This window comes from Pseudomonas sp. GL93 (genome assembly GCF_003408955.1).
Taxonomy (GTDB): domain Bacteria; phylum Pseudomonadota; class Gammaproteobacteria; order Pseudomonadales; family Pseudomonadaceae; genus Aquipseudomonas; species Aquipseudomonas paracarnis.
This window is the reverse complement of sequence record NZ_NKRF01000005.1, coordinates 21655-33913: the sequence shown is the minus strand read 5'-3', so window position 1 is coordinate 33913 and position 12259 is coordinate 21655. Positions and strand designations below refer to the sequence as shown.

Sequence of the window (12259 nt, the reverse complement as noted above, 5' to 3'; positions counted from 1 at the left end):
AATTCTGTTCTAAGCCGTTGCAGGATGTAACGCCTGGGGATTGGGATGGTAAAACACATGCTCGCGCACCGGCCCTACGGCGACTTCGCCGATTTCCTCATAGCCCTGTCGCTTGTAGAAATCCAGATAACGGGAGTTGCCGGTGTCGAGCACCACGCCGGATGAATGCGGGTCGTCGGCACACCAATTGTGTACCGCTTCCAGCAACTGCTCACCATGGTGCTTGCCCTGAAACTGCGGGTGAATGCCCAGCAACGGCAGCACATGCACAGACTCGTTGGGCAGGCACGCCATGACGGCATGATGGTATTCCAGGTAACGCCGCGTACCGCGCACGCCCGTGCTCAGCCACATGCGGATTTGCCAGGCCCAGCTTTCGGTGATGCCCAGGCGCCGTTGCGGCGGCGCAATCAGGGCGATGCCAATCAGCCGATCGTTGACGAACAGGCCGATGGCAGGGAGTTTCTGAAAGAAGTGCTGCTTGACCAGTTCGCGCACGGTGGCACGTACTCGCTGCTCATAGCCCGCTCGCTCGGCTTCGAAAATATAGGCGAAGGTCGGTTCATGGCGATACGCCTGGTACAGCAGGGAACGCGCCTCGCGGGAATAACCGCTATTGAGCAGGCGGATTTCGGCAGTGGCCGTCGAAGTGTCTGGCATAACAGTCAATCTCCCTGGGCGCCACTCAAACATGGCGTTCTTATGGGTACGAACCTACACAGCTCCAGTCGTTCCCAGACATTAGCAGCGCATTCACCCTACCGCCACGCTGGCCCCCATCCGACTTGTCGGCTAGCATCGCCCTTTTGCCAGACTGGACTGCCGACCATGAAAATCGTCTCCTTCAATATCAACGGGCTGCGTGCTCGCCCTCATCAGTTGGCGGCGCTGATTGAAAAGCATCAACCGGACGTGATCGGCTTGCAGGAAACCAAGGTCCACGATGATCAGTTCCCGTTGGCCGAAGTGCAGGCCCTGGGTTATCACGTGTACTACCACGGGCAGAAAGGCCATTACGGCGTGGCGCTGCTCTCGCGCCAACCGGCCTTGAGCATGCACAAAGGTTTTGCCAGCGATGAAGAAGACGCCCAACGCCGGTTTATCTGGGGCACCTTCGCCGATGAAAACGGCCAGCCGGTGACCATCATGAACGGCTATTTCCCTCAGGGCGAAAGCCGCGACCACCCAACCAAGTTCCCGGCCAAGCAGCGCTTCTATGAAGACTTGCAACAATTGCTGGAAAGCCAGTTCAGCAATGACCAGGCACTGGTGGTGATGGGCGACGTGAACATTTCCCCAGAGGACTGCGATATCGGCATCGGCGCCGACAACGCCAAGCGCTGGCTGAAAACCGGCAAGTGCAGCTTCCTGCCGGAAGAACGCGAGTGGATGGCACGTTTGAAGAACTGGGGCCTGGTGGACAGCTTCCGCCACCTCAACCCGGACGTGACCGACCGCTTCAGCTGGTTCGATTACCGTAGCCGTGGGTTTGAGGACGAGCCCAAGCGTGGGCTGCGTATTGATGTGATCATGGCATCCACCGGTTTGGTGCCACGGGTCAAGGATGCGGGGGTGGATTACGACCTGCGCGGGTTGGAAAAACCGTCGGACCATGCGCCGATCTGGCTGGAACTGAGCTGACCTCAAAAATGGATTGTAGGAGCGAGCTTGCTCGCGAAGAACTTGAAAGCGCCGCGTTAAAACAGATTCGCTGCGTTATCGTTGACGCTTTTCGCGAGCAAGCTCGCTCCTACAGGGCATCAGGGTTTGCCAGCGCCCGTGTCGGTCATATGACTGCAATCCAACTGACTTAATCTCCCGGCACTCCCTTGGCTTGAGAAGGTGCCGGCATGATGCTGCGCGTTCTGTTCCTGTGTTTTGCAATCGCACTCCCCGCCGTGGCGGCCCCTCTGTCCATTCCCGACCAAGGCCCGGCCCTGCGCATCCAGGGCTCCAACACCATCGGCGCGGCCCTCGGCCCGGCGCTGGTCAAGGGTTTGATGGAGCATCAGGGCTTGCAGGACGTACACGCTGAAGCAGGTGCCGGGGCGAATGACCAGCGCGTGGTCGGCACGACGCGCCAAGGCAAGACGGTCACCATCGAGGTCGCGGCCCACGGTTCCAGCACCGGCTTTGCGGCGCTGAAGAACAACCGCGCCGACCTCGCCGCAGCGTCCCGCCCGATCAAAGACAGCGAGCTGGTGGACCTCGATCCCCTGGGTGACTTGAAAAGCCCAGGCGCCGAGCATGTGATCGCCATTGATGGCCTGGCAATCATCGTTAACCCGCGCAACCCGCTCAATAGCCTCAACACCGAGCAATTGGCGCAGATCTTCAACGGCGAGGTCAGCACCTGGGAGGCACTGGGAGGTACAGGCGGGACCATCCATTTATATGCCAGGGATGATCAGTCCGGCACCTTCGACACTTTCAGGGAACTGGTGCTGAGCCGCCGCGGCCAACCGCTCGCGCCGTCGGCCAAGCGCTTTGAATCCAGCGAACAGCTGTCCGATGCGGTGAGCCAAGACCCCCAGGGCATCGGTTTTATCGGCCTGCCCTCTGTGCGCCAGGCCAAGGCGGTGGCGATTGTCGACGGTGACTCGCAACCGATGTTGCCGCTGACCAGCCTGATCGCCACCGAAGATTACCCGCTGTCACGCCGGCTGTTCTTCTACTTGCCACCCTCCTCCCCCAACCCGTGGGCGAAGGCGTTGGTGGAGTTTACCCAAGGCAGCAAAGGCCAGGCGATTGTGGCTGCCAATGGCTTTATCGCCCAGCAGGTGCAGGCGATTGGCGTGACGCCGCGCCCGTCGATGCCTGACGATTACCAGGCCATCGCCCGGGACGCTCAGCGCCTGACGGTAAATTTTCGCTTCGACGAGGGCAGCGCCAGCCTCGACAACAAGGCGCGCCAGGACGTGCAGAGAGTGGTGGCCTATATCAGAAGCCACGGCAAGCTGGATAAACAGGTGACGCTGGTGGGGTTTGGCGATACCAAGAACGACCCGCAACGTGCGGCCTTGTTGTCGAAATTGCGGGCGATGGCGGTGCGCCGGGAGCTGGCCAAGAGCGGTGTGGTGCTCAAGGATATTCGCGGGTTTGGTGCGCAGATGCCGGTGGCGGCCAATACTGCGGATGAGGGGCGGATCAAGAATCGGCGGGTGGAGGTGTGGGTGTACTGAGGATCGTTCCCACGCTCCGCGTGGGAATGCCGCTCTGGACGCTCCGCGTCCGCTCTTGAAAGGGTGACGCAGAGCGTCACGGGAGGCGTTCCCACGCAGAGCGTGGGAACGATCGCAGAGCGTGGGAACGATCATCAGTGCTACTGCCCGCCGCGCATCAATTCCCGTGGCACATATTTGCCAATCTCAAACTTGCCAATCGCCGCGCGGTGCACTTCGTCCGGGCCGTCGGCCAGGCGCAGGGTGCGTTGCATGGCGTACATATAGGCCAGCGGGAAGTCGTTGGACACCCCGGCGCCGCCGTGCAGCTGGATCGCGCGATCGATGACCTTCAAGGCCACATTCGGGGCCACCACCTTGATCTGGGCGATTTCGCTTTTCGCCACTTTGTTGCCTACGGTGTCCATCATGTACGCCGCTTTCAAGGTCAGCAGGCGTGCCATGTCAATTTCCATGCGTGAGTCGGCGATCTTGTCGATATTGCCGCCCAACCGCGCCAAGGGCTTGCCGAAGGCGGTGCGGCTGACCGAGCGTTTGCACATCAATTCCAACGCACGTTCGGCCATGCCGATCGAACGCATGCAGTGGTGGATACGGCCTGGGCCAAGGCGGCCCTGGGCGATCTCGAAGCCACGGCCTTCGCCCAGCAACACGTTTTCATAGGGCACGCGCACATTGTCGAACAGCACTTCGGCATGCCCGTGGGGCGCATCGTCGTAGCCGAATACCGGCAGCGGCCGCAGGATTTTCACGCCTGGGGTATCGACCGGCACCAGGATCATCGAGTGCTGCTGGTGACGCGGCGCATCGGGGTTGCTCAGGCCCATGAAGATCAGGATCTTGCAGCGCGGGTCGCAGGCGCCGGAGGTCCACCATTTTTTGCCGTTGATCACCCACTCGTCGCCCTGGCGTTCGGCACGGGCGGCCATGTTGGTGGCGTCCGAGGACGCCACATCCGGTTCGGTCATGGCAAAAGCCGAGCGAATCTCGCCGCGCAGCAAGGGTTCAAGCCAGCGCTGTTTCTGTTCTTCGTTGGCGTAGCGCACCAGCACTTCCATATTGCCGGTGTCGGGGGCAGAGCAGTTGAATGGCTCAGGGCCAAGCAACGAGCGGCCCATGATTTCCGCCAAGGGTGCGTATTCAAGGTTGCTCAGGCCGGCGCCCAGTTCGGATTCCGGCAGGAACAGGTTCCACAAGCCCTCGGCCTTCGCCTTGGCCTTGAGTTCTTCCATGATCGCCGTGGGCTGCCAGCGATCACCTTCGCTGACCTGGCGTTCAAACACTGGTTCGGCCGGGTAGACATAAGCGTCCATGAACGCAGTGACGCGTTCACGCAGTTCCTGAACCTTGGGCGAATAGGCGAAATCCATGGGCAGCTCCCTTCTCTGAGAGGTTGTTTAGGTCATGCATTCGATGCTAGAACAGCGTTGATAATTTACCTAGCCTATTCTCGGCGTGTATTAACATTCATCACCGATATATGATCGGCGTATGAGCACCTAACAATAAGAGCGCAACGAAATGAATCTGAGCAAGGTCGATCTCAACCTCTTCATCGTCTTTGATGCGATCTACACCGAAGCCAACCTGACCCGCGCCGGGCAGATCGTCGGCATCACCCAGCCGGCGGTGTCCAACGCCCTGGCACGGTTGCGCGAAACCTTCAACGACCCGCTGTTCGTGCGCACCGCCCAAGGCATGGTGCCCACGCCCATGGCGCAGAACATCATCGGCCCGGTGCGCAATGCGTTGTCATTGCTGCGCGTGTCGGTGCAGGAAAGCCGCATCTTCAACCCGCAACAGGCGGCCAAGACCTACCGCATCAGCATGACCGACCTGACCGAGGCCGTGATCCTGCCGCTGCTGTTCCAGCGCCTGCGTCGCCTGGCGCCGACCGTGGTGATCGAAAGTTTCCTGTCAAAACGCCGGGAAACCACCAAGGAACTCGCGGCCGGGCGCCTGGACTTTGCCGTGGATGCACCGCTCAACACCGACCCGCAGGTGCGTCACGTAAAGCTGATGGAAGACCGCTACGTGTGTGCCATGCGCAAGGGCCACCCGATGGCGGGCAAGGACAAATTCACGCTGGATGATTACCTGTCGCTGACCCATATCCACATCTCCAGCCGCCGCAACGGTTTGGGCTATGTGGACCTGGCCTTGGGCAAGATGGGCATTCAGCGCAAGATCGCCCTGCGTTCCCAGCATTACCTGATGGCCTCCCAGGTGCTGCAACAGACTGACATGGTGATGACCGTGCCCGAGCGTTTCGCTCGCCGTCATGAACTGCACTGGTTCCAACTGCCTGTCAACAGCGTGCCACCGGTGGAAACCCATTTGTACTGGCACGAAAGCACCGACCAGGACCCGGCGAACCGCTGGATGCGTGAACAGATGATCGAGTTGTGCCAGCAGGTGACGGCCCAGGAAAAGAAAGTCCTGCAGCCTTGACGTTTACGTCAACCTGCAATTAGCTTAGCGCCAAGACTTCCTTGAGCACCGCCATGAGCACCACCTACAGCATCTCCGACCTCGCCCGCGAGCTTGATATCACCACCCGCGCCATTCGTTTCTATGAAGAACAAGGCCTGCTGGCCCCCGAACGTCGGGGCCAGGAGCGCATTTACTCGGCGCGGGACAAGGTCAGCCTCAAGCTGATCCTGCGCGGCAAACGCATCGGTTTCTCCCTGGCCGAATGCCGCGAACTGATCGAACTCTACGACCCCACCGGCGGCAACCAGATCCAACTCAACAGCATGCTGGCCAAGATCGCCGAACGCCGTGAACAGCTGGAACAGCAACTGCTGGATATCGAACAGATGAAGCTGGAACTGGACACCGCTGAAGAGCGTTGCACCCAGGCCCTGGCGCAGACCATCAGCCAAGCCGGCCATTGACCAGAAGGTAACTGCCATGTCCCTCCCCTCCCACGTACGCCTGGTTGAAGTCGGCCCGCGCGACGGTTTGCAGAACGAAGCCCAGCCCATCAACGTGGCGGATAAAGTCCGACTGGTGGACGCCTTGAGCGCCGCCGGCTTGAGCTATATCGAAGTCGGCAGTTTTGTCTCGCCCAAATGGGTGCCGCAAATGGCCGGCTCCGCCGAAGTGTTTGCGCAGATCCAGCGCAAGCCCGGCGTAACCTATGGCGCACTGGCACCGAACCTGCGCGGGTTCGAGGATGCGCTGGCGGCCGGGGTCAAGGAAGTCGCGGTGTTTGCGGCGGCGTCCGAGGCGTTCTCCCAGCGCAATATCAATTGTTCCATCAGCGAAAGCCTGGAGCGCTTCGCACCGATCATGGCCGCCGCCAAGCAGCACGGCATCAGCGTGCGCGGCTATGTGTCCTGTGTACTGGGTTGCCCCTATGAAGGCGATATCGCGCCGGAGCAAGTGGCGGCCGTCGCCCGCGAGCTGTATGCCATGGGCTGCTATGAAGTGTCCTTGGGAGACACCATCGGTACCGGCACGGCGGGCGCTACCCGGCGCCTGTTCGAGGTGGTCGGCGCGCAAGTGCCACGGGACAAGCTGGCCGGGCATTTCCATGACACCTACGGGCAGGCCATCGCTAACATCTACGCCAGCCTGCTGGAAGGCATCACGGTGTTCGACAGCTCTATCGCAGGCCTGGGCGGCTGCCCTTACGCCAAAGGCGCCAGCGGTAACGTGGCCACCGAGGACGTGCTGTACCTGCTCAACGGCCTGGGCATCGACACGGGCATCGACCTGGAACGCTTGATTGGCGCCGGCCAACAGATCAGCCAGGTGCTGGGGCGGCCTACGGGTTCCCGTGTGGCGAAGGTGCGTAACGCCGGGTGAGTAGCACAGCTGTGACAATGTGTTACCGCACACCGCCATAACGGGTAACGCGGGAACAAAATCCGCCGCACCGACTGGAAAAAAATAATGAAAAAAACCCAACCAATTGATTTTAAAGGCTTTTTAAAAGTTGGCACGCCTTCTGCTATTTCTATGGCATAACAAGAATAAAAAGCGCCAAACCTAATAAAAATAAGACGAAACGACTCTGACATAACAAAAACAACACGGCAGAGACGCAGCTAACAGATTTTTTTGGAGAAGATGTGCTTCCCAGGGTACGGCATGCCGCAACCCGCAACCGGCTAGAGAAAAATAAAACTACCTCAGGTAGCTACCCACTGGTTGGATCGTTTACGAAGAAGCAGGTCAGCGTTCAAAAAAATACGTTTGCTCTTGACCCCGGATGGGGGTCGCAAAAAAAGCGGTACGGGCCACGGCTACCAAAAACAACAACAGGCCGCCCCTCAATAATAAGAAAAGAGCAGGCAACGACAAATTAAAGGGGACCTTCGGGTCCCCTTTGTGCTTTTCGCAAAGCTGCCACAGGTCAAAAATGTGGGAGCGGGCTTGCTCGCGAACGCAGAGTGACCGTCGACACATCATTGACTGAACCACCGCATTCGCGAGCAAGCCCGCTCCCACAATGGTTTTACTTCACTATCAAGATTGCATCTGCAGCTCTTCGATCGAGATTTCGCGCATGCGAAATTTCTGGATCTTGCCCGTTACCGTCATCGGAAACTCATCCACGAATTTGAAATACCTGGGCGTCTTGAAATGGGCGATGCGGTCCTTGCACCAGCTCAACAACTCCAGCTCGTTGGCCACCTGACCGGGATGGAACTTGATCCAGGCAACAATCTCTTCGCCATAACGCTCATCCGGGATGCCAACGATCTGCACGTCCGCCACGGCCGGATGGGTAAAGAAAAACTCTTCCAGCTCCCGCGGGTAAACGTTTTCACCCCCACGAATGATCATGTCCTTGTTACGCCCGGCAATGCACACGTACCCCTGATCATCCATGGTCGCCAAGTCGCCGGTGTGCATCCAGCCAGCATCGTCGATGGCCTCACGGGTGCCTTCAGGATTGTTCCAGTAACCGAGCATCACGCTATAGCCTCGGGTGCACAGCTCACCGATCACACCACGCGCCACGGTGTTACCGGCCTCGTCGACAATCTTGGTTTCCAGTTGCGGTTGGGTGCGGCCCACGGTGGTGACACGCCGCTCTATGTCATCGTCTGCGCCGGTCTGCAGCGACACCGGGCTGGTTTCGGTCATGCCGTAGGCAATCTGCACCTCTCCCATGTGCAGCTCATGGATGACCCGACGCATCACCTCGATCGGGCATGTCGCCCCGGCCATGATCCCGGTGCGCAGGCTGGACACGTCGAACTCGGCTCGGCGTGGGTGATCGAGCAGCGCGATGAACATGGTCGGTACGCCATATAAGCCGGTGGCTTTTTCTTCGGCGACGGCGCTCAACGTCAACAGCGGGTCGAAGCCGTCATTGGGGTAGATCATGGTGGTGCCGTGGGTGATACAACCGAGGTTGCCCATGACCATGCCGAAGCAGTGATACAGCGGCACCGGGATCACCAGGCGGTCCCCTGCCGTCAGGCCCAGGCTTTCACCGACCATGTAACCGTTGTTGAGGATGTTGTGGTGACTGAGGGTGGCGCCCTTGGGGAAGCCGGTGGTGCCGGAGGTGTATTGGATATTCACAGGTTGATCGAAATGCAGACTGGCCTGGCGGCTGTGCAGTTGCTCGGGCGACACGCCTGCGCCAAGGGCTGCCAAGTGCGACCAGGGCATGAATTCAGGCGGCGGGCTGGGGTCGAGGCTGATAAGGCCGCGCAGCTCGGGCTTCAGCGCGTGGAGCATGGCGTGGTAATCGGAGCTCTTGAACGAACCGGCGCATACCAGCCATTGGCAGCCGGACTGCTTGAGCACGTAGTCCAATTCGTTGCTGCGATAGGCCGGGTTGATATTGACCAGGATCACCCCGAGCTTGGCGCTCGCCACCTGGCAGATCAGCCACTCGGCACAGTTAGGCGCCCAGATACCCATGCGGTCGCCGGTTTGCATGCCCAGGGCGAGGAACGCGCGGGCGTGCAGCTCAACCGTCTCGGCCAGCTGCCGCCAGGTGTAGCGCCGTTGCTGGTGGCGCACCACCAAGGCTTCGCCATCTGGATACTGCGCAACGGTATGATCGAATGCCTGGCCAATGGTCATGGCCAGCAAGGTCTTGTCCTGGGAGCCACGGCTGTAGCTCGGGTGCGGTTGATCCATAACGACCCCTGTTATCTTTTTTGTAGGTTGACGTATACGTAAACTACGATTGACAGCGCCGTAACGCAAGCTTACGTTAACGTAAAGGTGAGCGCCCTCCTCCCGCGCCCCGCCCACACAACAACAAAGCTCACATTAAGGTGCCTGTCCATGAGTTACCCGTCCCTGAACTTCGCCCTCGGCGAGACCATCGACATGCTGCGCGACCAGGTGCAGTCCTTCGTGGCCAAGGAGATCGCACCGCGCGCGGCCCAGATCGACATCGACAACCTGTTCCCCGCCGACCTGTGGCGCAAGTTTGGGGACATGGGCCTGCTGGGCATCACCGTGCCCGAGGAGTACGGCGGTGCCGGCCTTGGTTACCTGGCCCATGTGGTGAGCATGGAAGAAATCAGTCGTGGCTCGGCTTCGGTGGCGTTGTCCTACGGGGCGCACTCCAACCTGTGCGTCAACCAGATCAACCGCAACGGCAACCACGCACAAAAACTCAAGTACCTGCCCAAGCTGATCAGCGGCGAACATATCGGCGCCCTGGCCATGAGCGAGCCGAATGCCGGTTCTGACGTGGTGTCGATGAAACTGCGCGCCGACAAGCGCGGCGACCATTACGTACTCAATGGCAGCAAGACCTGGATCACCAACGGCCCGGACGCCAATACCTATGTGATCTACGCCAAGACCGACCTGGAAAAAGGCCCCCACGGCATCACCGCCTTCATCGTCGAACGCGACTGGAAAGGCTTCAGCCGCAGCAATAAATTCGACAAGCTGGGCATGCGCGGCTCCAACACCTGCGAGCTGTTTTTCGACGACGTCGAGGTACCCGAAGAAAACATCCTCGGCGTGCTCAATGGCGGCGTGAAAGTGTTGATGAGCGGCCTGGACTACGAACGTGTGGTGCTCTCTGGTGGCCCTACCGGGATCATGCAGGCATGCATGGACCTGATCGTGCCCTACATCCACGACCGAAAGCAGTTCGGCCAGAGCATCGGCGAATTCCAGTTGATCCAGGGCAAGGTCGCCGACATGTACACCCAACTCAACGCCAGCCGCGCCTACCTCTACGCGGTGGCCCAGGCGTGCGAGCGCGGCGAGACCACGCGCAAGGACGCTGCGGGCGTGATCCTCTACAGCGCCGAGCGCGCCACGCAAATGGCCCTGGATGCGATCCAGATTCTGGGCGGCAATGGCTATATCAACGAGTTCCCCGCCGGGCGCCTGCTGCGTGACGCCAAGCTCTACGAAATTGGCGCGGGCACCAGCGAGATTCGGCGGATGTTGATCGGTCGCGAACTGTTCAACGAAACCCGCTGAAGGAGCACGCCCATGGCCACCCTGCACACCCAGCTCAACCCGCGCTCGGCGGAATTTGCCGCCAACCGCGCGGCGATGCTTGAACAGGTTGACGCCCTGCACAGCCTGCTCGCCCACGTCCACCAAGGTGGCGGCGCCAAGGCCCAGGAGCGCCACACCTCACGCGGCAAACTGTTGCCCCGCGAGCGTATCAACCGTCTGCTCGACCCGGGCTCGCCGTTTCTCGAGCTGAGCCAACTGGCCGCCCACCAGGTGTATGGCGAAGACGTCCCGGCAGCCGGGGTGATTGCCGGCATCGGTCGGGTGGAAGGCGTCGAATGCATGATCGTGGCCAACGATGCCACGGTCAAAGGCGGCTCCTATTACCCGCTGACCGTTAAAAAACACCTGCGCGCCCAGACCATCGCCGAGCAGAACCGCCTGCCGTGTATCTACCTGGTGGACTCCGGCGGCGCCAACCTGCCGCGCCAGGACGAGGTGTTCCCCGACCGCGAGCACTTCGGGCGGATCTTCTTCAACCAAGCCAATATGAGCGCCCAGGGCATTCCCCAGATTGCCGTGGTGATGGGCTCGTGCACCGCAGGCGGCGCCTACGTGCCGGCCATGGCCGACGAAGCGATCATGGTGCGCCAGCAAGCCACCATCTTCCTCGCCGGCCCGCCGCTGGTGAAGGCCGCCACCGGTGAAGTGGTGAGCGCCGAAGACCTGGGCGGTGCCGATGTGCACTGCAAGGTCTCGGGCGTGGCCGACCACTATGCCGACAGCGATGAGCACGCCCTGGCGCTGGCGCGACGCAGCGTGGCCAACCTCAATTGGCGCAAGCAAGGTGAGCTGCTGCAACGCCCGCCGGTGGCGCCGCTGTACAGCGGCGAAGAGTTGTATGGCGTGATCCCGGCGGATGCCAAGCAACCCTTTGATGTGCGCGAAGTCATCGCGCGGCTGGTGGACGGCTCGGTGTTCGATGAGTTCAAGGCCTTGTTCGGCACGACCATGGTGTGCGGCTTCGCGCACTTGCACGGCTACCCGATTGCGATCCTGGCCAACAACGGCATCCTGTTCGCCGAAGCCGCGCAGAAAGGCGCGCACTTTATCGAACTGGCCTGCCAGCGCGGGATCCCCCTGTTGTTCCTGCAAAACATCACCGGCTTTATGGTCGGCCAGAAATACGAAGCCGGCGGCATTGCCAAGCACGGCGCCAAGCTGGTCACCGCCGTGGCGTGCGCCAAGGTGCCGAAATTCACCGTGATCATCGGTGGCAGCTTTGGTGCGGGTAACTATGGGATGTGTGGCCGCGCCTACGACCCGCGCTTTTTGTGGATGTGGCCCAACGCACGCATTGGCGTGATGGGGGCCGAACAAGCCGCCGGGGTACTGGTGCAGGTCAAACGCGAACAGGCTGAGCGCGCCGGCAACGGTTTCAGTGCCGAGGAGGAAGCCGCGATCAAACAGCCGATTCTCGACCAGTATGAAACCCAGGGCCACCCCTACTACTCCAGCGCACGCTTGTGGGATGACGGCGTTATCGACCCGCTGCAGACCCGCGACGTGCTGGCCCTGGCCTTGTCCGCCGCACTGAACGCCCCCATCGAGCCGAGCCGCTTCGGCGTGTTCCGCATGTAACCTGTAGGAGCGTGCCTGTTGTGGCGAGGGAG

10 protein-coding genes are annotated in these 12259 nt (G+C 60.7%); 7 read left to right on the top strand and 3 right to left on the bottom strand.

Annotation, left to right across the window (positions count from 1 at the left end; translation table 11 throughout):
* Window positions 1-9: 9 nt before the first annotated feature.
* Complete coding sequence (locus CER19_RS01885) at window positions 10-660, bottom strand: N-acetyltransferase (protein WP_116665191.1); 651 nt, start codon at window positions 658-660, stop codon at window positions 10-12.
* A 168-nt stretch (window positions 661-828) separates the two neighbouring features.
* Here CER19_RS01885 and xthA point away from each other — a divergent pair, with 168 nt between their 5' ends.
* A complete protein-coding gene (gene xthA / locus CER19_RS01880; RefSeq protein ID WP_116665190.1) occupies window positions 829-1641 on the top strand; it encodes an exodeoxyribonuclease III in 813 nt (270 codons plus the stop codon).
* A 209-nt stretch (window positions 1642-1850) separates the two neighbouring features.
* Window positions 1851-3182: a substrate-binding domain-containing protein gene (locus CER19_RS01875; protein ID WP_116665189.1), complete on the top strand. Its 1332-nt coding sequence runs from the start codon at window positions 1851-1853 to the stop codon at window positions 3180-3182.
* Between the two features lie 140 nt (window positions 3183-3322).
* Here the strand turns inward: CER19_RS01875 and CER19_RS01865 are convergent, their stop codons facing one another.
* Window positions 3323-4552 carry an acyl-CoA dehydrogenase gene (locus CER19_RS01865; protein ID WP_116665188.1) on the bottom strand — a complete coding sequence of 410 codons (1230 nt, stop codon included), beginning with the start codon at window positions 4550-4552 and terminating at the stop codon, window positions 3323-3325.
* A 151-nt stretch (window positions 4553-4703) separates the two neighbouring features.
* Between CER19_RS01865 and CER19_RS01860 the strand changes: the two genes are divergently transcribed.
* From CER19_RS01860 to CER19_RS01850, 3 genes are read left to right on the top strand one after another with little or no spacing between them, the layout of a single operon-like run.
* The gene (locus CER19_RS01860) at window positions 4704-5633 is read left to right on the top strand and encodes a LysR family transcriptional regulator (protein ID WP_116665187.1); all 930 of its coding nucleotides are present in this window, start codon (window positions 4704-4706) and stop codon (window positions 5631-5633) included.
* A gap of 53 nt (window positions 5634-5686) precedes the next feature.
* Window positions 5687-6079, top strand: coding sequence for a MerR family DNA-binding transcriptional regulator (locus CER19_RS01855; protein ID WP_003192195.1), 393 nt, complete (start codon window positions 5687-5689; stop codon window positions 6077-6079).
* Window positions 6080-6095: 16 nt separating this feature from the next.
* Complete coding sequence (locus CER19_RS01850; RefSeq protein ID WP_116665186.1) at window positions 6096-6995, top strand: hydroxymethylglutaryl-CoA lyase; 900 nt, start codon at window positions 6096-6098, stop codon at window positions 6993-6995.
* Window positions 6996-7658: 663 nt separating this feature from the next.
* Here the strand turns inward: CER19_RS01850 and CER19_RS01840 are convergent.
* Entirely contained in the window at window positions 7659-9293 is a 1635-nt protein-coding gene (locus CER19_RS01840; protein ID WP_116665184.1) for an AMP-binding protein, read from the bottom strand.
* A 150-nt stretch (window positions 9294-9443) separates the two neighbouring features.
* On the opposite strand from CER19_RS01840, the gene CER19_RS01835 reads away from it, so the two are divergent.
* Both CER19_RS01835 and CER19_RS01830 read left to right on the top strand, forming a co-directional pair.
* Window positions 9444-10607 (top strand): isovaleryl-CoA dehydrogenase, encoded by a 1164-nt coding sequence (locus CER19_RS01835; RefSeq protein WP_032896578.1) that lies wholly within the window; start codon window positions 9444-9446, stop codon window positions 10605-10607.
* A 12-nt stretch (window positions 10608-10619) separates the two neighbouring features.
* The gene (locus tag CER19_RS01830) at window positions 10620-12227 is read left to right on the top strand and encodes a carboxyl transferase domain-containing protein (RefSeq protein ID WP_116665183.1); all 1608 of its coding nucleotides are present in this window, start codon (window positions 10620-10622) and stop codon (window positions 12225-12227) included.
* The last annotated feature ends 32 nt before the right edge of the window (window positions 12228-12259 follow it).

Bases quoted from the DNA above. Each gene is read 5' to 3' on its own strand.
- CER19_RS01855 (WP_003192195.1), top strand. From the start codon at position 5,687: ATGAGCACCACCTACAGCATCTCCGACCTCGCCCGCGAGCTTGATATC.
- CER19_RS01865 (WP_116665188.1), bottom strand. From the start codon at position 4,552: ATGGATTTCGCCTATTCGCCCAAGGTTCAGGAACTGCGTGAACGCGTC.
- CER19_RS01860 (WP_116665187.1), top strand. From the start codon at position 4,704: ATGAATCTGAGCAAGGTCGATCTCAACCTCTTCATCGTCTTTGATGCG.
- CER19_RS01885 (WP_116665191.1), bottom strand. From the start codon at position 660: ATGCCAGACACTTCGACGGCCACTGCCGAAATCCGCCTGCTCAATAGC.
- CER19_RS01850 (WP_116665186.1), top strand. From the start codon at position 6,096: ATGTCCCTCCCCTCCCACGTACGCCTGGTTGAAGTCGGCCCGCGCGAC.
- CER19_RS01875 (WP_116665189.1), top strand. From the start codon at position 1,851: ATGATGCTGCGCGTTCTGTTCCTGTGTTTTGCAATCGCACTCCCCGCC.
- CER19_RS01840 (WP_116665184.1), bottom strand. From the start codon at position 9,293: ATGGATCAACCGCACCCGAGCTACAGCCGTGGCTCCCAGGACAAGACC.
- CER19_RS01835 (WP_032896578.1), top strand. From the start codon at position 9,444: ATGAGTTACCCGTCCCTGAACTTCGCCCTCGGCGAGACCATCGACATG.
- CER19_RS01830 (WP_116665183.1), top strand. From the start codon at position 10,620: ATGGCCACCCTGCACACCCAGCTCAACCCGCGCTCGGCGGAATTTGCC.
- xthA (WP_116665190.1), top strand. From the start codon at position 829: ATGAAAATCGTCTCCTTCAATATCAACGGGCTGCGTGCTCGCCCTCAT.